The sequence below is a fragment of the Streptomyces sp. NPDC048461 genome, assembly GCF_055587105.1.
The window spans coordinates 358,290-377,023 of sequence record NZ_JBVJGW010000004.1; the positions used below are offsets into that span (position 1 = coordinate 358,290).

The following is an 18,734-nucleotide window of genomic DNA, read 5'->3' on the forward strand; positions in this document are numbered from 1 at the left end:
CGGGGCGGCCCGACGTTTCACGTGAAACATCGGTGCCGCGGTCGTGTTTCACGTGAAACACGACGGGTCTACCGAGGCGGGGTCCACTGGCCGGAGACGTGCGGGCGTCGTGTCCGGCCCCGTAGGCTCGATCGCATGAGTCTGCGTCTGAGTACGGTGATCCTTCCGGTACGTCGATGGCACGAGGGCGGCCGCGACCAGTGGCAGCGGGCAGAGCGCCTCGGGTTCCACACCGCCTACACCTACGACCACCTCTCCTGGCGGGGCTTCCGGGACCTTCCGTGGTTCGGCGCGGTGCCCACCCTGACCGCGGCCGCCGCGGTGACCGAGCGGATCCGGCTGGGGACGCTCGTCACCTCCCCGAACTTCCGCCACCCGGTGACCCTCGCCAAGGACCTCATCAGCCTGGACGACGTCTCCGCCGGGCGGGTCACCCTCGGCATCGGTGCGGGCGGCAACGGCTTCGACGCGACCGCTCTGGGGCAGGAAGCCTGGACCTCGCGCGAACGGGCCGACCGCTTCGCCGAGTTCGTGGCACTGCTGGACCGACTGCTGACCGAGGGGGCGGTCAGTGAACGCGGAGCGTTCTACTCGGCCGAGGAAGCCCGCAACATCCCCGGCTGCGTGCAGTCGCCCCGGCTGCCGTTCGCGGTCGCCGCGACCGGGCCCCGCGGGCTGAAGCTCGCCGCCCGGTACGGGCAGGCGTGGGTGACCACCGGAGACCCGAAGCTCTTCGAGGAGGGGACCCCCGAGCAGTCGCTGGAGGCCCTTCGCGGGCAGGCGGGACGGCTCGACGAGGCCTTGTCGGAGGCCGGGCGGAAGCCCGACTCCATCGAGAGGATCCTGCTGACCGGATTCACGCCCGAGCGCAGCACGCTGCTGGAGTCCGTGGACGCGTTCGTCGACTTCGCGGGCCGGCACCGGGAGCTGGGCTTCACGGAGCTGGTGATCCACGCGCCGATCCCCGGATCCGAGTTCGCCGCCGACGAGACCGTCTTCGAACGGATCGCGACCGAGGCCCCGGCTCAGCTGGACGGCTGAACTCCTCCACCGGCGCCGCACCTCCCGAGGAGCGGCGCCGGCGCCGGGTTCAGTTCGCCAACTGCCTCATCAGGTGCTCCGCCGAGGGCAGCAGCCAGTCGGGCACGGCGTCCTCGGGCCAGGCGCGCACCTCGTCGACCAGGGCCGAGACCCGGGCGGCGCCGGCTTCGGGGCGGCCCCGCTCCTGCTCCGTCCAGGCGGCGTTGTTCAGACACTGGAACCGGTCCCGCAGGTGGTCCGGTCCGAGCTCCGCGTAGAGCGCCGCGGCCCGGTCCCACAGCTCGATCTCCTCGACGCGCAGGGCCTCGACCCGTTCGTCGCCCAGCTTCTCCGCGGCCCCGGGGCGGTCGGCGGAACCGTCCGCCGTGGTGTCCTCCCCGGTGACGGCGTCGTCCTCCGTGTCGTCGTCCGCCGCGTCCTCGCTGACACGGCGGTCCAGTACCTGCGCGAGCTGGTGCCAGGTCTGGGCGAGTTCCGACCTCAGTTCCCGGTCGTCCGGGTCGGAGGCCAGGGCCGTCTCCAGGACCCCCGCGGCTCCGTCCATCAGCTTGCGCGCCCGGGTCACCGCCGCGTCGGTGACCTCCTCGCGCAGGCCCAGCCAGGCCAGGGACCGCAGGACGCGGACCTCCGGGACGGGAGCGTCCCCGGTCAGGCGGTACAGGTCCAGGGCCCGCTCGTAGGCGGCGGTCGCCTGGGCGGCCAGTCCCGCGCCGGCGAGGGCCTCCGCGGCCGAGTGAGCCAGGTGTGCCTGGGGGCGCGGGTTCTCCCAGTCCTTGGCCGCCTCCGCCGCCAGCAGGTACTGCTCCGCCGCGGGACGGGAATCGCCGAGCTCGCGCAGGAGATCGCCCAGGAACTCCCGGCCGGACACGACCTGTTCCTCTCCGTGCTCCAGCAGGTCGGGCAGAGCCGACTGCAGCACCTCGGCCGCCTCGGCGGTGCGGCCGTCCCGCGCGTACGCCCGCGCCAGCATCAGCCGCGCCTGGGCTCCGCCGTCGGCGGCGAGCCCGGCCTGGTCGAACCAGTGGGCCCCGGACAGGGCGTGCTCGGCCGCCTCCCGTACCGCGTCGCCGCGGCGCAGCAGGACGTCCGCGAGGGTCAGCCGGACGGCGCCCTGCGCCTCGGCGTCGGTGACCTCGGAGGCGTGCTCCAGGCCCGACCGCGCGGCGGCCTCCGCCTCCTCCGGCCGGCCGAGCGACATCAGCACCCCCGCCCGCAGCGACAGCGGATCCACCGCCTGCCAGGGACGACCGGCCGCGACCGCCCGCTCCGCGGCGGTGGCCAGCAGCACCACGGCCCGGTCGGGGTCGCCCTGGGACAGGGCGAGGCGGCCCAGCATCTCCTCCGCCTCCGCGGCGAGGTCGGGCACCGTACCGGCGTAGGCGGCGACGAAGTCCGCCAGCTCCGCCACGACCTCGCCGTGGCCGTGGTCGTGTGCGCCGTCGTGGCCGTGGTCGTGGTCGTGGGGCGCATCGAGCGAGCGGAGGTAGGACTCCACGCGTATCACCGAAAGCTCCACCAGAGCGATCCGGCGGGTCCGCGACGGTTCGGCGGGGTCGAGCGCCTCCGCTGCCCGGGCCGCCACCCGGAACAGCGCCCGGATCTCTGCGGGCGTCGCCCCGGACCGGGCGGCCACGCCGGCCAGCCGCAGCTCCGCCAGCGCGGCGCGCTCCGCCCGCCCCAGTGCCAGGTAGGTGTCCCGCACCGCCGTCAGGAGGCCGGGGGCGTCCTCGTCCCCGTTCCGTGCAGCCGCCAGGGCCCGCTGGTCCGCCAGGTCGGCCGAGACCATGGGATCGGGCTCCGGCCGCGCGTCCAGCCGTACGCCGACCTCCGCCCACAGCGCGTCGGTGCCCGGGTGCCCCAGGTCGCGGGCGTGACGGGCACGATCGACCAGCTCTTCGAAGCCGGACGCGGTGACGGACGCCGTTTCGGACGCGGCGGCATGCGGCTTCCGGGCGGGGGCCGGAGCGGTCGCCGCCCCGTCGCGCGGCAGCGCCGCGCTGCGCACCCCCAACGGGAGTACCCCGAGCAGCGGTTCGCGCCCGATCCGCGCCAGGAAGCGGTCCGAGATCCGACCGGTGCCGTTGCGGGTGTCGAAGCGCCGGGCGATGTCGAGGCAGCCCGCGTACAGGACCGCGTACAGCTCGGAGACCGTGCGCGGGGCGCCCTCGTACGGGACGGCGGGACTCCCGCCGTGTCCCAGCTCCTCCAGCCGGTGCAGCAGGACCAGAATGCCTCCGTGGAACGCGAGTTGATCGTCGACGTTGGCGAGCGGTCCGACGTGCACCGCGTGCTCGGCCAGGATCTCCAGGCCACGGGACTCGTTCCCGGTGAGGGCGCAGAACTCGATGTGCTTGCCGATCGTCGGCAGCAGGCTCTCGTTGCCGCGGGCCATGCGGTAGCCGCGCAGGTGGTGGGAGCGTGCCTCGTCGGCCCGGCCGAGCCGGAGCAGCGGCACCAGCGAGGTGGCCAGGACCCGGTGCGGTTCCTCCGCGCAGGTCAGTTCACCCGCCAGTACCGGCTTCCAGAGCTCCAGGGCCTCGGCGTCGTCGTCGTGCAGGACGGCGTACTGCCCCTGGCTGTTGAGCTCGCAGGCCTGACAGTCGCTCATGTCGTCGCGTTCCGCCGCCAGCCAGCGTCCGAAGGCCCGCTCGGCGCGTTCGTCGTCACCGGTCGCGTGGGCGAGCCAGAGTTCGGCCTCGCGCACGGGCCGCTCGCTGTAACCCGCGACCCGGTAGCGCCGCTCCATCTCGTCCAGCCAGCCGGCGGCCGACTCCAGCGGGATGTCCGGGGAGTCGGAGATCGCCGAGGCCACCCACTTGAACTGCCAGAACAGCGAGTGCGCCTCCCACTCGGAGAAGGCGGCCGGGTCCTTGTCGTACTCCTGGAGCAGCCGGGCGAAGGGCACCAGGATCTTCGACGACTCGGCGCTGTACAGGTAGGCGTTGATCAGGTTGTCGAGCGTCTCGCGGAACAGGGCCCGGTCGCCGCTCGCCTCCGCTGCCCCGGCCAGGGCCTCGGCGTGCGCGTTGCGCGCGGAGCCGTTCGGCGTTTCGCGGTTCTGGGCCAGCCCCTGCTCGATCTCTTCACGGGTCGTCGTCACTTCTGGTCCTCCGCGGCGTCGGTGGAGTGGGTCGCCCATTCCAGGAGCCCGAGGAAGGCCCGGTTGAGCAGGGTGGAGTCGGCGGGGCGCAGCGGCCGCTGGGACATCAGCAGGGCCTGTCCGTACAGCGACTCGACCGCGGTGCCGGTCAGTTCCCCGTCGGGGAGGGTGGAGATCCGGCGGACCAGCGGGTTGTTGTGGTTGAGGACCAGCCGGGCCCGGGGTGCGGAGCCCCGCAGCGCCCCGAGGATGCCGCTCCACAACGAGTCTGCGCTCTCCAGTGCGGCGGTCCGGTCGCGCTCCTGCCGCGCCTGGCGGTCGTCGAGGTAGAGCGCGGGCACGGAGACGGGCTGGAAGGCGCGCAGCACCACGTCGCAGCCCAGGGGTTCCAGGCGGGTGCGCGCGGTGGCCAGGAAGGGGGCCAGCGCCAGTTCGGCGGAGGTCGGCACCTGGTCGAGGCGTTCGGTGACGGCTCCGGCGTCCAGCTCGGTGACCTTGAGCGCGGGGCGTACGGAGGGCATGAGGGCCAGCAGGTCCGCGTCGTAGGTATAGCCGGCGTTGATGACGCCGAGGCCGTGGGCCGCGGCGATCGGCGCGATCTGCCGGAACTCCTCGACGGTGCGCGTGAAGTGGATCTCCGTGTGGGCGGCCGTGAACTCGACGAGGCTCATGGAGCCGTCGCTGGTCTCGAACGGCAGCCACGGCAGCATCAGCGCGAGCAGCTCGGAGTCGTGGCGCGCCATGGACTTCACGCCGAGGTGGTGGACGCGCAGGAAGGCGGCCAGGCGCTCCGGGTCGCTCGCCGCGAGCTCGGCGAGCCAGCCGCGGATGCGGGTGCCGAGGGCGTCCCGTACGGCGGAGAGGGTCTCGTCGTCGTAGAGGTTCTCGCGGGACGCGGTTGGCCGCAACGTGTCCGTGTCGAGGACGGCTCGGACGAAGAACGCCCAGTCCGGCAGCAGGTTGTCGGCGCGGTCGGTCAGCAGCATGCCCTTGAGATGGACGCGGTGTCCGGCCCGGTGGGCGGGACTGGTCGGTTCGGGCAGGACGTACGCCACTCCGCGCACCCCGGCCACCGGCAGGTCGAGGTCGATGGTGTCGAGCGGGGTGAAGCCGAAGAGGCCCGCGCAGTGCCCGGCAAGCGCGACGCGGCGCGCGACCGGGGTCGGGAAGGGGCGGTCCCACACGGCGGGGCGATCGGTGACGGGGCGGGGCTCGCCGCCGAGGCCGTCGTCGAAGGTTATGTCGTAGGGCAGCAGGGAGCCGTAGTCGCGGGCCAGCTGCTCCACCTTGTCCGGGACGGTCCATTCGGCGGCGCCGGGCCGGGCCTCCAGGACCACCGTGGTGCCGGGCTCGGGGCGGGCGGAGCGGGGCAGCTCGCGGATGGTGTAGGAGCCGTCGTCCGTGGCCAGCCATTCGACCGGCGCGGCCTGCGGGTCGCGGGCGGACCGGGTGACGACGCGGATCTGGCGGGCCACGACGAAGCAGGCGAGCAGGCCGATGCCGAACTGGCCGAGGAACTCCCGGCGCGTGGCCTCCAGTCCGTGCTCGCCGCCCCGCTTGGAGCTGCGGCCGATGGTGGCCAGGAGGGAGTGGGCCTCGTCGGAGGTCAGGCCGATTCCGCTGTCCTCGATGGTCACGCGCCCCTCGGACGCCGACAGCCGGATGCGGACCTCCGCCTCCGGGTCGAGGGCGTTGCGGGCGGTGACCGCGTCCACGGCGTTCTGCAGCAGCTCGCGGACGTACACACGCGGACTGGAGTAGAGGTGGTGGGACAGGAGGTCGACCAGACCGCGCAGGTCGACCTGGAAGCTGTGGGGCGCGGACGGGTCCGCGGGCGGGGCCTCGGACGAGGAGGGCGGCGTGGACGGGGACGTGGACGTCATAAGGCGTCACCTCGCGTGCTTTCAGGGGTGGTTCGGCGATCGCGAGGTTCCCCCCTCACGGATCCCGGAGTGGGAACAGAGTAGGGGGATGATCTGACAATTCCCCGGTGTTTTCCCTCCGGGACAGTGCTACTGAAAACGCAGGAAGTCCGGCGGAACGGCCTCTACCAGCCACACGCCGTTGGCGCTGATCCGGAAGACGTGCCCGGCCGCGCGCATCGCCCCCGCGTCCACGCTCAGCACGACGGGCCGACCGCGGCGTGCGCCGACCCGGGTCGCCGTCTCCCGGTCGGGCGACAGGTGGACGTGGTGGCGGGCCATCGGGCGCAGGCCCTCGGCGCGGATCGCGTCCAGGGCTGCGGCGACGGTGCCGTGGTAGAGGTACGCGGGCGGCTCCGCCTCCGGCAGGTCCAGGTCCACGGCGACGGTGTGCCCCTGGCTGGCCCGGATGCGGGTGCCCTCGACGGCGAACCGCTGCTTGTCGTTGGCGGCCACGACGTGGTCGAGCTCGGCGCGGCTGATGGCGAAGTGATGGTCGGCGGCCGCGCGCAGCAGGTCGTCGATCTCCACCCACCCGTGCGGGTCGAGCACCAGTCCGATCCGTTCAGGCTGGTGCCGGAGGTGTTTCGAGACGTATTTGGACACCTTCACGGTGCGTCTGTCATCCATGGCCCCAGGGTGCCCGGTCGGGCGCCGCTCCGGCAGTGAATTTCGCGGCGGCGACAGGAGTGGACACCCTCTATCACGATTCCAAGATACGGAATATATTTTCCGCTGACACCTCTGTCCAAGGGGAGAAACCATGACAGCCCAGACCTCTCTTCCACGCCGTGCGGCTGCCGAACTGATCGGCACCGCCGGTCTGCTCGTGGTCGTGGTCGGTTCCGGAATCCAGGCCGCCGAGCTCAGTCGCGACGCCGGTGTCGCCCTCATCGCCAACTCGCTCGCCTCGGCCATCGGCCTCGGGCTGATCATCACGCTCTTCGGTCCGCTGTCCGGAGCCCACCTCAACCCGGTGGTCACCCTCACCTCCTGGTGGGCGCGGCGCACCGGCGGTGAAGGGCTCGGCGGGCGGGAGGCGCTCGTCTACGCCGCGGCCCAGACGGCCGGGGCCATCGGCGGCGCCGTCCTCGCGGAGACCATGTTCGGGCGGACCCCGGGCGCGTTCGCCACCCAGGTCCGCGACGGCGGCCATCTGCTGGTCGGCGAGGTCGTGGCCACCGCCGGGCTGGTCCTCGTCATCCAGGGCCTCGGGCGCATCGGGCGCGCAGGGCTCGTACCGGCCGCCGTCGCCGCGTACATCGCCGCCGCGATCTGGTTCACCTCGTCCGGCTCCTTCGCCAACCCGGCCGGCACCATCGGGCGCAGCTTCAGCGACTCCTTCACGGGCATCGCCCCGCAGTCGCTGCCGGGTTTCGTCGCGGCCCAGTTGCTCGGCGGGGCGGTCGGCCTGGCCCTCGCGGCCCTGCTGTACGGAGGTACCCGTGCCGGGAGCGCGGGCGTAGCCGCGGCGGAGGAGGCTCCGGTCGCCGGTGTGCCGGTCGCCGTCACGCCGATTGCCGTGGCGCCCGTCGTGGTGGACGTGGTGGTGGACGTCCCGGTGGCGAGGGAGGCGGTGGGCGAGTCCCCGTCCGGGACCGGAGCGGGGGAGGGTGCGGCCACCGGCAAGGTGGCGTACGAGACCATTGGTTGAGAAATGGTCCAGCCGGAACCCTGTTGCCCACAGGAAGAGCCGGTTGTCCACAGCCGTTTGGGCATGTTTTGACGGCAAACGCGTGATTGCCCTGTGGACTACCGGCCGATCGGTACCGGGCGCCGCGGGCGGAGCACCGGGCACCGCGTGCCGAGCCCCACTCGGTGCCGCCGGTCGATCGGCAGCCGACTCTACCGTTCGCCCCGGCGGGCCAGATCGTTCATCGTCCGGGCCTGCAGCTCCCGCTCCGTCGCGGCCCGGACGAACTCCGCCACGTGCTCGGCGCCCACCAGCTCCTGCACCGCTCGCACCGTGCCGGCCGGCAGGGCCACCGGTGACGGTCCCGTCTGCTGAGGAGCGCCGGGCGCCCCGAGGTGCTGCTGCAGATGGCGCGTCGCGAAGAGCCGCATCGCCCGCGCCAGTTCGGCATCGACCGTCTGCTGGGCCAGCGGCCGCAGCCGCCGCACCATCGTGGCGGCTTCGGCCGCGTCGGCGTCCGTGGGCGGCACCTCGCCGAGATAGCGGGCGAAGACGTGCTCGGTGGTGAACTCCAGGAACCGCGAGGCGATGTGTTCCACCTGCCCCCGCAGCTCGCGCAGGTGCCCGGTGATCGCCGCCAGCGGCACGCCGGCCGCGTACAGCTCGGCGGCCACCGCCAGCTCCTGCGGGGAGGGCACCAGGAACTGGTCCGGCCGGTCGGGGATGCGCTCCAGCACCCCCAGCTCGCAGGCCTCGCCCACCGCGTCGTCGTCCGGCCTGCCGCCGAACCGCTCGTTCAGCTCCTCCCGGGATATCCGCGCCGCCTCCTCGTCCGTCCACGGCCCGTGCACCTCGGCGACCAGCCCCAGGACGCCGCCGAGCCCGCGTCCGGCGTCCCAGGCCTCCAGCAGTTCCTTGATGGAGGCCAGCGTGTAGCCGCGGTCCAGCAGGTCCGCGATCTGGCGCAGGCGCGCCAGGTGCGTGTCCCGGTAGACGTTGGAGCGGCCCCGCCGCTCCGGCTTCGGCAGCAGACCGCGGTCCTGGTACGCCCTGATCGTGCGCACCGTGGCCCCGCTGTGGTGCGCCAGATCCTCGATCCGGTACTCGGCTACCGTCTGCTCGGACAATCCCGGCTCCCTACGACATCGCGGCTCGGCCGACCGTACCCGCTGTGGTCCGGGCGGCGGGCGAGGCCGCGAGGTACCCGACCGCCCTGCGCAGCGAGCCCTCCTGCGAGGGATGGTACGACCGCCGGAAGGAGCGGGGTATGGCCGTGCCGAGCTCTCTCCACGCGGGCAGCAGTCCCTTGGCCACCGCCCGGTGGTGGCCGCCGAGCGAACAGCGCGTCCGTCCGCCCGTCCCGGGGTCGTTGCGCATGAGGTACGAGGCACCCCACACCCCCAGTCAGGCGAGCACCGGCGCGACCACGGCCATCCCCTCGATCCGCCGCGCGCAGCAGTCGAAGGCCACCCGCCGCGGACCGATCGGGTACGGGTACGGATCCGCGCGCGGGCCACCGCCCGGGTTCACAGCGGGGGCTCCAGCTTCGCGATGGCCCGCAGGGTGCGCGGGGCGAAGCGGGACATCCACAGGGCCCCCTTGGACTCGGGGGTCACCGGTACCACGGCCTCGTTGCGGACCACGGCCCGCAGGATCGCGTCGGCGACCTTCTCCGGCGGGAAGTTGCGCAGGCCGTACAGGCGCGAGGAGCGTTCCTGGCGGCGCTTCTCCTCGGTCTCGTCCACCCCGGCGAAGCGCGAGGTGGCGGTGATGTTGGTGTTGACGATGCCGGGGCAGATGGCGGAGACGCCGATCGACTTCGACGCCAGCTCCGCGCGCAGGCACTGCGACAGCATCAATACCGCGGCCTTCGAGGTGCTGTAGGCGGGAAGGGTCTTCGACGGCAGGTACGCGGCGGCGGAGGCGGTGTTGACGATGTGTCCGCCCTGGCCACGCTCGGCCATCTGCCGGCCGAGGATCCGGCAGCCGTGAATGACGCCCCACAGGTTGACGTCGAGGACCTTCTTCCAGTCCTCGGCGCTCGTGTCGAGGAAGGCTCCGGACAGTCCGATTCCGGCGTTGTTCACCAGGACGTCCACGATCCCGTACTCGGCGGCGACCTTCGCCGCGAGCTTCTCCATCGCCTGCTCGTCGCTGACGTCCACGCATTCGCCCCAGGCCTCGGGGGCTCCGACGAGCCGGGCCATCTCGGCCGTGCGCGCCGCGCCCTCGCCGTCCCGGTCCACGGCCACGACCCGGGCACCCGCCTCGGCGAACGCGAAGGCGGTGGCCCGGCCGATGCCGCTGGCCGCGCCGGTCACCAGGACGAGCTGCCCGCCGAAGCGGTCCGCGTACCGGCCCGGAGCCCGCAGCTCCGGGGCCCGCGCGGCCGGCTCCTCCCGGGAGGTGACGAAGTCGGTGATCCAGGCGGCGAGCTGGTCCGGCCGGGTCCGGGGCACCCAGTGCTTGGCGGGGAGGGTCCGCCGGACCAGATCCGGGGCCCACCGCTCCAGGTCGTCGTAGAGCCGCTCGGACAGGAAGGCGTCCCCGGTCGGGGTGATCAGCTGCACCGGTACGTGCGCGTAGGCGTCGGCGCGCGGGCGGCGCAGCCGGGGCCGGACGTTGTCGCGGTAGAGCCAGGCTCCGTGCGCCGCGTCCGTGGGCAGCGACGCCGTGGGGTAGGACCCGGCCGGGACCTTCTCGACGCGCTGGAGGATGGCCGGCCAGCGCTTGCCGAGCGGCCCGCGCCAGGCGAGCTCCGGGAGCACCGGGGTGTGCAGCATGTACACGTACCAGGACTTGGCGCCCTGGCTGAGCAGCTGCGCCGCCCGGCGCGGGGTGGGCCGGGCCATCCGCTTCTTGATCCAGTGCCCGAAGTGGTCCAGGGAGGGCCCCGACATCGAGGTGAAGGAGGCGATCCGGCCCTCGGTGCGGGCGACCGTCGCGAACTCCCAGCCCTGTACGGAGCCCCAGTCGTGGCCGACCAGGTGCACCGGCCGGTCCGGGCTGACCGCGTCGACGACGGCCAGGAAGTCGTCCGTCAGCTTCTCCAGGGTGAACCCGCCGCGCAACGGTTGCGGCGCGGTGGAGCGCCCGTGGCCGCGTACGTCGTACAGCACCACGTGGAAGCGCGTTGCGAGCCGCTCCGCGACCTCCGACCAGACCTCCTTGCTGTCCGGGTAGCCGTGCACCAGCACGACGGTCGGCCGGCCCGCCTCGCCGAGTTCGGCGACGCACAGCTCGACGCCGCCGGTGCTCACCCGGCGCTCGCGCGCGCCTGCCAGTCCCGCCGGTCCTGTCCCGCTCGTCCCGCTCATGCCGCCTTCTCCTCAGCCCAGCGCCGCACGTGCGGCAGATCGTCGTCCAGCCAGAACGCACTTTCCCCGGGGTCCCGGGAATCGGTGACCACCAGGATCTCCTCGAACTTCGCCCCGGTGCCCCGGAAGCCCAGGTGCGGCTCCACCGCCCACAGACCGGGCTGCGGCGGATGGTCGGAGAAGCGGTACGGGCTCCACAGCGGGGACCAGCCCTCACGGTGCCCGTGCAGGGCGTCGCCTGCCAGCCCCTTCAGGGACTGGGTGCCGAATCCGAACGCGGTGGGCGACCAGCGCCGCTCCTTGACCCGGTCGATCTTGTGCGCGATCACGCCGAAGGGATAGGCGCGGTGCCGGTTGGCATAGCCCTGGCGCGTCATCAGCCGCTCGACGTTCTCGTAGATCTCGCGCAGGGGGCGGCGCTCGCGCACCTGCTCCAGGATCAGCACGCGGTGTGCGTGCAGATCGGACATCAGTCGGTCCTGGACCGGGTTCAGCCCGAGGCTGCCCGAGTAGCCGACGTCGGCCGCGTAGCCCTTGAAGACCGGCGCCATGTCGAGGATGAACGGCATCCCCGGCTCCAGCCTCCGGTTCGTCGGGAAGAACTGCAGCGGGATCCTGAAGTTCGCGAAGGCGGTGCGGTCGCCGAACCAGGCGAAGGGCAGGTGGAACCAGTCCCGCACGCCCCGCTCGCGCAGCCATTCGCGCTGCATCCGCGCGGCTTCCCGCTCGGTCACCCCGGGTCGCAGCTGCGCGGCGACGGCCTCCGCGCACGCGTACGAGAGCCGTTGCACTTCCCTGAACCCGCGCAGTTCGGGGGTGAGTTGCGCGGTGCGTTGCTTGGTGTCCCCAGCCATGCCAGCAGTCCGTCCCTGTAGCCGTACGCGCCCGTAACTTGACACTGATGAATGTGACAATGACTGGAGATCACGTCAAGGCCCGTGCACGGACCTGTGGACAAACTTGTCCGGGTCACATCAGCCTCCAGTACGGGCATGTACGCCTGAAGGCGGAGACCGGAGCCAGCTCAAGGTCTGACGATTCGCGGGGCCCGGACCACTAACGTCGAACCCGTGACTGTCATCGCGACCGAAAGCCTGAGCAAGCGGTACCCCCGAGTGACCGCCCTCGACCGGCTCTCCCTGGACATCGGGCCTGGTGTGACCGGCCTCGTGGGTGCCAACGGAGCCGGCAAGTCCACGCTGATCAAGATTCTGCTGGGACTGTCCCCCGCCACCGAGGGCAGTGCCGCCGTGCTCGGCCTCGACGTCACCACGCATGGCAGCGCCATCCGTGAACGCGTCGGCTACATGCCCGAGCACGACTGCCTGCCACCCGACGTCTCGGCCACCGAGTTCGTCGTTCACATGGCCCGCATGTCCGGCCTCCCGCCGACCGCCGCCCGCGAACGCACGGCCGACACCCTGCGCCACGTCGGACTGTACGAGGAGCGCTACCGCCCCATCGGGGGCTACTCCACCGGCATGAAGCAGCGCGTCAAGCTCGCGCAGGCGCTCGTCCACGACCCGCAGCTGGTCCTCCTCGACGAGCCCACCAACGGCCTCGACCCCGTCGGCCGTGACGAGATGCTCGGACTCATCCGCCGCATCTACACGGACTTCGGCATCTCCGTCCTGGTCACCTCCCACCTCCTCGGAGAGCTGGAGCGGACCTGCGACCACGTCGTGGTCGTCGACGGCGGCAAGCTGCTGCGCTCCAGTTCCACCAGCGACTTCACCCAGAGCACCGCGACCCTCGCGATCGAGGTGACCGACTCGGACGAGCACCCGGACGGCACCGCCGCCCTGCGCAAGGCGCTCACCGAGGTGGGGCTCACCCTCCACGCGGGAGAGGAGCAGGGCCTGCCGGGCGCCGGCCACGTCCTGCTCGTGGAGGCCGCCGGCGAGCAGACCTACGACACCGTCCGCGACACCGTCGCCGATCTGGGCCTCGGTCTGGTCCGCATGGAGCAGCGCCGCCACCACATCGCGGAGGTCTTCCGCGACAACGACCAGCCCGTCCACACCGCCCAGAAGAAGGGAGCCGGTTCCGATGGCGCCTGACACCTCGACCCAGATCCACAACATCGGCTACCGGTCCTACGACGGGCCGCGGCTCGGTCGCTCCTACGCCCGCAAGTCGCTGTTCTCCCAGTCCCTGCGCGGCGCGTACGGGCTCGGCCGCTCCGCCAAGTCCAAGGTCCTGCCGATGATCCTCTTCGCGGTGATGTGCGTTCCCGCGCTGATCCTCGTCGCGGTGGCCATCACCGTCCCCGGCAGCACCGACCTGCCGATCAAGTACACGACGTACGCCCTGACCACCCAAGTGATCATCGGGCTCTTCCTCGCCTCCCAGGCGCCCCAGTCGGTCTCGCGCGACCTGCGCTTCAAGACCGTGCCGCTGTACTTCTCGCGGCCGATCGAGCGCGTCGACTACGTCGTCGCGAAGTTCGCGGCCATGGCCTCGGCCCTGTTCATCCTCACCGCCACGCCGCTGCTGATCATGTGGATCGGCTCGCTGCTGGCCAAGTTCGACTTCGGCGATCAGACCAAGGGATTCGGGCAGGGACTGGTGTCGGTACTTCTGCTGTCGCTGCTCTTCTCGGGCCTCGGCCTGATCATGGCGGCGCTCACCCCGCGCCGCGGCTTCGGAGTCGCCGCCATCATCGCCGTGCTCCTGATCCCCTACGGCGCGGTGACCGCGGTCCAGGGCATCGCCTACAGCACGGGCAACACCGGTGCCATCGACTGGATGGGCCTGTTCTCCCCGATCACCCTGATCGACGGCATCCAGACCGCGTTCCTCGGCGCCACCTCCGCCTTCCCCGGCGGTGAGGGCCCCGCGGCCGGCACCGGCTTCGTCTACCTGCTCGTCGCCCTCGGCCTCATCGTCGGCTCCTACGCCGCTCTGATGGCCCGCTACCGGAAGGCCGGGCTGTGACCATCATCGACATCGACCACACGTCCCGCTGGTTCGGGAACGTCGTCGCCGTCAACGACGTGACCATGCGCATCGGTCCGGGCGTCACCGGGCTGCTGGGTCCCAACGGCGCCGGCAAGTCCACGCTCATCAACATGATGGGCGGCTTCCTGGCCCCGTCCACGGGCACGGTCACGATCGACGGAACGCAGATCTGGCGCAACGAACAGGTCTACAAGCAGATCGGCGTCGTGCCCGAGCGCGAGGCCATGTACGACTTCCTCACCGGCCGCGAGTTCGTCGTCGCCAACGCCGAACTGCACGGGCTCGACGACGCGGCCGCCCGGCGGGCACTGGCCACCGTCGAGATGGAGTACGCCCAGGACCGCAAGATCTCCACGTACTCCAAGGGCATGCGCCAGCGCGTGAAGATGGCCTCCGCACTGGTCCACGACCCGGCCGTGCTGCTCCTCGACGAGCCGTTCAACGGCATGGACCCCCGCCAGCGCATGCAGCTCATGGACCTGCTGCGGCGCATGGGTGATGCCGGCCGCACCGTGCTGTTCTCCTCGCACATCCTGGAGGAGGTCGAGCAGCTGGCCTCCCACATCGAGGTGGTCGTCGCCGGCCGGCACGCGGCCTCGGGCGACTTCCGCAAGATCCGCCGCCTGATGACGGACCGCCCCCACCGCTACCTCGTCCGATCCTCCGACGACCGGGTCCTCGCGGCGGCCCTGATCGCCGACCCGTCCACCGCCGGTATCGAGGTCGACCTGAAGGAAGGCGCCCTGCGCATCCAGGCCGTCGACTTCGGACGCTTCACGGAACTGCTGCCGCGGGTCGCCCGCGCGCACGGAATCCGGCTGCTGACGGTCTCGCCCTCCGACGAGTCCCTCGAGTCGGTCTTCTCCTACCTCGTCTCGGCCTGAAGGAGCTGGCACCCATGTACAACCCCACCGTTGCCCGGCTCACCTACCGGGCCCTGCTCGGCCGCCGCCGCGCGCTGATCCTCTTCCTCCTCCCGGCTCTGCTGATCGTCATCGCCATCGCCGTCCGTGCCCTCACCGGCGTGGACGACAAGGTGGCCGCCGACCTGCTCGGCGGCTTCGCCCTGGCGACGATGGTTCCGCTGATCGGCGTCATCGCCGGCACCGGTGCCATCGGCCCGGAGATCGACGACGGATCGATCGTCTACCTGCTCTCCAAGCCGGTGAAGCGACCGACGATCATCATGACCAAGCTGATCGTCGCCATCGCCGTCACGATGGCCTTCTCCGCGATCCCCACCCTGATCGCCGGGTTCATCCTCAACGGCAACGGCCAGCAGATCGCCATCGCCTACACGGTCGCCGCCCTCGTCGCCTCGATCGCCTACAGCGCGCTGTTCCTGCTGCTGGGCACCGTCAGCCGGCACGCGGTCGTCTTCGGCCTCGTGTACGCGCTGATCTGGGAGTCGCTCTTCGGCAGCCTCGTTTCGGGCGCCAAGACCCTCAGCGTCCAGCAGTGGGCCCTCTCCCTGGCCGAGAAGGTCGCGGGCGAGGGATACGTCGACGCCACCGTCGGCCTGCCCACCGCGGTCGTCCTGCTCGTGGTGGTCACCGTCGGGGCCACCGTCTACGCGGGTCAGAAGCTGCGCCGCCTCACGCTGGCCGGGGAGGAGTAGCACCCCCGGCCTGTCCATCGGCACACCACGGCGGACCCTGTGCCCCGCCCGGCCCACCGGCCGGGCGGGGCACAGCTGCACACGGCATCATCGGTGCATGAGCGAGCACACCGAGCCGGAGCCCTCCAGGCCCCTGCGGTCCTGGATACGCTCCTCGCCCGGAACGCACCTCTGGCTGCTGATCATCGCCGTCACCAGCATCATCGTCGTGATCGCGCCCGACCGAGTGGACCACGTCCTGCTCCACCGCCAGAGCAGCAATATCCACCAGCTCGTCCAGCATCCCGTGCGGGCGCTCCTCAGCAGCGCCTTCTGGATCGAGAACCCGGCCTCGCTCGCCCTCTACGCGCTGCTCTTCGAGGTCTTCCACGCCCCCGTCGAACGCTGGCTCGGCACCCTGCGCTGGCTCCTGATCGTCGCGACCGCCCACATCGTCGCCACCCTGGTCAGCCAGAAGGTTCTGCTGACGGCCATTCAGGACCATCGAGCCCCGCGGACCATGACCCACGTCGTCGACATCGGCGTCAGCTACGGACTCGCGGCGGCCGCGGGCGTGCTCACCTACCGGCTGCCCAGTCCGTGGAGATGGTTCTACCTCGCCGGGGTGGTGGCCTTCTTCGGACTCCCCCTCGCCACCGGCGGGACCTTCACCGACCTCGGCCACGCCATCGCCCTCGCGGTCGGCCTGCTCGCCTGGCCGCTCACCCGTAGCGTTGTTTCACGTGAAACACGGCCGGCGTTCCACGTGAAACAGGGATAGCCGAGCGTCGGGCGCCGCCTTCGCGACGCCGTGCTCCGCAGACCGCGTCCTGCCCCCGCTCCTGCCGGATTGACGGCTGATGCACGGAAATTCACTGGTACGCGGCTTGCGCCCGGGGCAGAGTGAGCCGTGCGGGGAGCAACAAGAGGTCCGGGGCAGCCACTTCGAGCGCGCCTTCGGCGCGGGCAGCCCCGGACCTCCTCCGCCGTACGTTCTAGGCGGCGCCCAGCAGGCGTTCCAGCACCACCGCGATGCCGTCCTCCTCATTGGAGGTCGTCACCTCGTCCGCCACGCTCTTCAGCTCCGGATGGGCGTTGGCCATCGCGACCCCGTGCGCGGCCCAGCCGAACATGGGGATGTCGTTGGGCATGTCGCCGAAGGCGATGGTCTCCGCGGCCTTCACGCCCAACCGGCGTGCGGCCAGTGAGAGGCCGGTGGCCTTGGTCAGGCCGAGCGGCAGGATCTCCACGACGCCCGGTCCCGCCATCACGATGTCGACCAGGCTGCCCACGGTCTGCCGCGCAGCCTTGACGAGGGCGTCGTCGTCCAGACCCGGGTGCTGGATGTACAGCTTGTTCAGCGGCGCGGTCCACACCGCGGTCGTGTCCTCCAGGTAGACGGCCGGCAGGCCCTCCTGCACCTGGTAGCCGGGTCCGATCAGGACCTCGCCGTCGACGCCGTCCCGACTGGCCGCGAGGGCCAGCGGGCCGATCTCGGCCTCTATCTTCGACAGCGCCAGACCGGCCAGCTGCCGGTCCAGGGTCACCGAGGTGAGCAGCCGGTGCGATCCCGCGTCGTAGACCTGCGCGCCCTGCCCGCACACGGCGATCCCCTGATAGCCGAGGTCGTCCAGGACGTGCCGGGTCCAGGGCACGGCCCGGCCGGTGACGATGATGTGCGCCGCACCGGCCGCCGTGGCGGCGACGAGCGCCTCGCGGGTGCGTTCCGAGACGGTGTCGTCGCCGCGCAGCAGGGTGCCGTCGAGATCCGTCGCGACGAGCTTGTACGGGAACGGGGCGGGGCTCACTTGTTGATCGGCTCCAGGACCTCGCGGCCGCCGAGGTACGGACGGAGCGCCTGGGGCACCCGTACCGAGCCGTCGGCCTGCTGGTGGTTCTCCAGGATCGCGACGATCGTGCGCGGCACGGCGCACAGGGTGCCGTTCAGCGTCGACAGCGGCTGGGTCTTCTTGCCGTCGCGGTAGCGGATCGACAGGCGGCGGGCCTGGAATCCGTCGCAGTTCGACGCGGAGGTCAACTCGCGGTACTTGCCCTGGGTCGGGATCCACGCCTCGCAGTCGAACTTGCGCGAGGCGGAGGAGCCGAGGTCACCGGTCGCGACGTCGATCACCTGGAAGGGCAGCTCCAGGCTGGTCAGCCACTGCTTCTCCCACTCCAGGAGGCGCTGGTGCTCGGCCTCGGCGTCCTCCGGTGCGACGTACGAGAACATCTCGACCTTGTCGAACTGGTGGACGCGGAAGATGCCGCGGGTGTCCTTGCCGTACGTGCCTGCCTCGCGGCGGAAGCACGGGGAGAACCCCGCGTACCGCAGCGGCAGCTTGTCGGCGTCGATGATCTCGTCCATGTGGTACGCGGCGAGAGCGACCTCGGAGGTGCCGACGAGGTAGTAGTCGTCCTTCTCCAGGTGGTACACGTTCTCCGCGGCCTGGCCGAGGAAGCCGGTGCCCTCCATGGCCCGCGGGCGGACCAGGGCCGGAGTCAGCATCGGGATGAAGCCGGCCTCGGTGGCCTGCGCGATGGCCGCGTTGACCAGGGCCAGCTCCAGCAGGGCGCCCACGCCGGTGAGGTAGTAGAAGCGGGATCCCGACACCTTGGCGCCGCGCTCGACGTCGATGGCGCCCAGCGACTCGCCCAGCTCCAGGTGGTCCTTGGGCTCGAACCCCTCGGCGGCGAAGTCGCGGATGTTGCCGTGCGTCTCCAGGACGGTGAAGTCCTCCTCGCCGCCGACCGGGACGTCCACGTGGACGATGTTCCCGAGCCGCAGCAGGAGCTGCTTGGCAGCCTCGTCCGCCTCGTTCTGTTCGGCCTCGGCCGCCTTGACGTCCTGCTTGAGCCGCTCGGCCTTCTTCAGCAGTTCCGCCCGCTCCTCCGGAGAGGCCTTCGGGATGAGCTTGCCGAGCGACCTCTGCTCATTGCGCAGTTCGTCGAAGCGCGTGCCGGAGGACCTGCGGCGCTCATCGGCGGAGAGCAGTGCGTCGACGAGCTCGACGTCCTCTCCACGGGCGCGCTGCGAGGCGCGGACACGGTCAGGGTCTTCACGGAGCAGCCGGAGGTCAATCACCCCTCCAGGCTACCGGGCTGGGGTTCAGGGGATCACACCGATATCACGCTGCGTGTCGCTATGTCCCAATTGCCACTATTG

At 71.6% G+C, this 18,734-nt stretch carries 15 protein-coding genes and 1 pseudogene; 7 read left to right on the forward strand and 9 right to left on the reverse strand.

Features of this window, described 5'->3' with window-relative positions:
* Positions 1 to 135 precede the first annotated feature (135 nt).
* Positions 136 to 1,041, forward strand: a complete 906-nt coding sequence (locus ACZ6S8_RS09810) for an LLM class flavin-dependent oxidoreductase (RefSeq protein ID WP_469454104.1) — start codon at positions 136 to 138, stop codon at positions 1,039 to 1,041.
* A gap of 49 nt (positions 1,042 to 1,090) precedes the next feature.
* On the opposite strand, the gene ACZ6S8_RS09815 is transcribed toward ACZ6S8_RS09810, so the two are convergent.
* The 3 genes from ACZ6S8_RS09815 to ACZ6S8_RS09825 form a co-directional block, all read right to left on the reverse strand.
* Positions 1,091 to 4,141, reverse strand: a complete 3,051-nt coding sequence (locus ACZ6S8_RS09815) for a tetratricopeptide repeat protein (RefSeq protein ID WP_469454106.1) — start codon at positions 4,139 to 4,141, stop codon at positions 1,091 to 1,093.
* Complete coding sequence (locus ACZ6S8_RS09820; RefSeq protein ID WP_469454108.1) at positions 4,138 to 6,024, reverse strand: HSP90 family protein; 1,887 nt, start codon at positions 6,022 to 6,024, stop codon at positions 4,138 to 4,140. Before ACZ6S8_RS09820 ends, ACZ6S8_RS09815 begins: the two co-directional genes overlap by 4 nt.
* Before the next feature lie 129 nt (positions 6,025 to 6,153).
* On the reverse strand, positions 6,154 to 6,693 hold the full coding sequence (locus ACZ6S8_RS09825) for an RNA 2'-phosphotransferase (RefSeq protein WP_469454110.1): 540 nt from the start codon (positions 6,691 to 6,693) through the stop codon (positions 6,154 to 6,156).
* A gap of 133 nt (positions 6,694 to 6,826) precedes the next feature.
* On the opposite strand from ACZ6S8_RS09825, the gene ACZ6S8_RS09830 reads away from it, so the two are divergent.
* Positions 6,827 to 7,717, forward strand: a complete 891-nt coding sequence (locus ACZ6S8_RS09830; RefSeq protein ID WP_469454112.1) for an aquaporin — start codon at positions 6,827 to 6,829, stop codon at positions 7,715 to 7,717.
* 191 nt (positions 7,718 to 7,908) lie between these two features.
* On the opposite strand, the gene ACZ6S8_RS09835 is transcribed toward ACZ6S8_RS09830, so the two are convergent.
* The 4 genes and pseudogenes from ACZ6S8_RS09835 to ACZ6S8_RS09850 all read right to left on the reverse strand — a co-directional run bounded on the left by ACZ6S8_RS09835 (position 7,909) and on the right by ACZ6S8_RS09850 (position 11,867).
* Positions 7,909 to 8,823, reverse strand: a complete 915-nt coding sequence (locus ACZ6S8_RS09835) for a MerR family transcriptional regulator (RefSeq protein ID WP_469454114.1) — start codon at positions 8,821 to 8,823, stop codon at positions 7,909 to 7,911.
* 10 nt (positions 8,824 to 8,833) lie between these two features.
* Positions 8,834 to 9,148: pseudogene (locus tag ACZ6S8_RS09840) on the reverse strand (metal-dependent hydrolase); the annotation flags it as partial.
* 74 nt (positions 9,149 to 9,222) lie between these two features.
* Positions 9,223 to 11,013 (reverse strand): SDR family oxidoreductase, encoded by a 1,791-nt coding sequence (locus tag ACZ6S8_RS09845; RefSeq protein WP_469454115.1) that lies wholly within the window; start codon positions 11,011 to 11,013, stop codon positions 9,223 to 9,225.
* The gene (locus ACZ6S8_RS09850; protein ID WP_469454117.1) at positions 11,010 to 11,867 is read right to left on the reverse strand and encodes a M24 family metallopeptidase; all 858 of its coding nucleotides are present in this window, start codon (positions 11,865 to 11,867) and stop codon (positions 11,010 to 11,012) included. The genes ACZ6S8_RS09845 and ACZ6S8_RS09850 overlap by 4 nt, the downstream gene beginning before the upstream one ends.
* Before the next feature lie 216 nt (positions 11,868 to 12,083).
* On the opposite strand from ACZ6S8_RS09850, the gene ACZ6S8_RS09855 reads away from it, so the two are divergent.
* From ACZ6S8_RS09855 to ACZ6S8_RS09875, 5 genes are all read left to right on the forward strand, one after another.
* Entirely contained in the window at positions 12,084 to 13,073 is a 990-nt protein-coding gene (locus ACZ6S8_RS09855) for an ABC transporter ATP-binding protein (RefSeq protein WP_469454120.1), read from the forward strand.
* Complete coding sequence (locus ACZ6S8_RS09860; protein ID WP_469454122.1) at positions 13,063 to 13,950, forward strand: ABC transporter permease subunit; 888 nt, start codon at positions 13,063 to 13,065, stop codon at positions 13,948 to 13,950. Before ACZ6S8_RS09855 ends, ACZ6S8_RS09860 begins: the two co-directional genes overlap by 11 nt.
* Positions 13,947 to 14,858 carry an ABC transporter ATP-binding protein gene (locus ACZ6S8_RS09865; RefSeq protein WP_383926462.1) on the forward strand — a complete coding sequence of 304 codons (912 nt, stop codon included), beginning with the start codon at positions 13,947 to 13,949 and terminating at the stop codon, positions 14,856 to 14,858. The genes ACZ6S8_RS09860 and ACZ6S8_RS09865 overlap by 4 nt, the downstream gene beginning before the upstream one ends.
* 14 nt (positions 14,859 to 14,872) lie before the next feature.
* Positions 14,873 to 15,592, forward strand: a complete 720-nt coding sequence (locus ACZ6S8_RS09870) for an ABC transporter permease (RefSeq protein ID WP_267721541.1) — start codon at positions 14,873 to 14,875, stop codon at positions 15,590 to 15,592.
* 97 nt (positions 15,593 to 15,689) lie between these two features.
* The gene (locus ACZ6S8_RS09875; RefSeq protein WP_469454125.1) at positions 15,690 to 16,352 is read left to right on the forward strand and encodes a rhomboid-like protein; all 663 of its coding nucleotides are present in this window, start codon (positions 15,690 to 15,692) and stop codon (positions 16,350 to 16,352) included.
* Between the two features lie 214 nt (positions 16,353 to 16,566).
* Here ACZ6S8_RS09875 and ACZ6S8_RS09880 read toward each other — a convergent pair whose 3' ends face one another.
* Together ACZ6S8_RS09880 and serS are read right to left on the reverse strand one after the other, a co-directional pair.
* Positions 16,567 to 17,379: an HAD family hydrolase gene (locus ACZ6S8_RS09880; RefSeq protein WP_469454127.1), complete on the reverse strand. Its 813-nt coding sequence runs from the start codon at positions 17,377 to 17,379 to the stop codon at positions 16,567 to 16,569.
* Positions 17,376 to 18,653 (reverse strand): serine--tRNA ligase, encoded by a 1,278-nt coding sequence (gene serS, locus ACZ6S8_RS09885; protein WP_469454129.1) that lies wholly within the window; start codon positions 18,651 to 18,653, stop codon positions 17,376 to 17,378. Before serS ends, ACZ6S8_RS09880 begins: the two co-directional genes overlap by 4 nt.
* Positions 18,654 to 18,734: the final 81 nt, after the last annotated feature.

Bases quoted from the DNA above. Each gene is read 5' to 3' on its own strand.
- ACZ6S8_RS09810 (WP_469454104.1), top strand. From the start codon at position 136: ATGAGTCTGCGTCTGAGTACGGTGATCCTTCCGGTACGTCGATGGCAC.
- ACZ6S8_RS09820 (WP_469454108.1), bottom strand. From the start codon at position 6,024: ATGACGTCCACGTCCCCGTCCACGCCGCCCTCCTCGTCCGAGGCCCCG.
- ACZ6S8_RS09825 (WP_469454110.1), bottom strand. From the start codon at position 6,693: ATGGATGACAGACGCACCGTGAAGGTGTCCAAATACGTCTCGAAACAC.
- ACZ6S8_RS09830 (WP_469454112.1), top strand. From the start codon at position 6,827: ATGACAGCCCAGACCTCTCTTCCACGCCGTGCGGCTGCCGAACTGATC.
- ACZ6S8_RS09845 (WP_469454115.1), bottom strand. From the start codon at position 11,013: ATGAGCGGGACGAGCGGGACAGGACCGGCGGGACTGGCAGGCGCGCGC.
- ACZ6S8_RS09850 (WP_469454117.1), bottom strand. From the start codon at position 11,867: ATGGCTGGGGACACCAAGCAACGCACCGCGCAACTCACCCCCGAACTG.
- ACZ6S8_RS09860 (WP_469454122.1), top strand. From the start codon at position 13,063: ATGGCGCCTGACACCTCGACCCAGATCCACAACATCGGCTACCGGTCC.
- ACZ6S8_RS09870 (WP_267721541.1), top strand. From the start codon at position 14,873: ATGTACAACCCCACCGTTGCCCGGCTCACCTACCGGGCCCTGCTCGGC.
- ACZ6S8_RS09875 (WP_469454125.1), top strand. From the start codon at position 15,690: ATGAGCGAGCACACCGAGCCGGAGCCCTCCAGGCCCCTGCGGTCCTGG.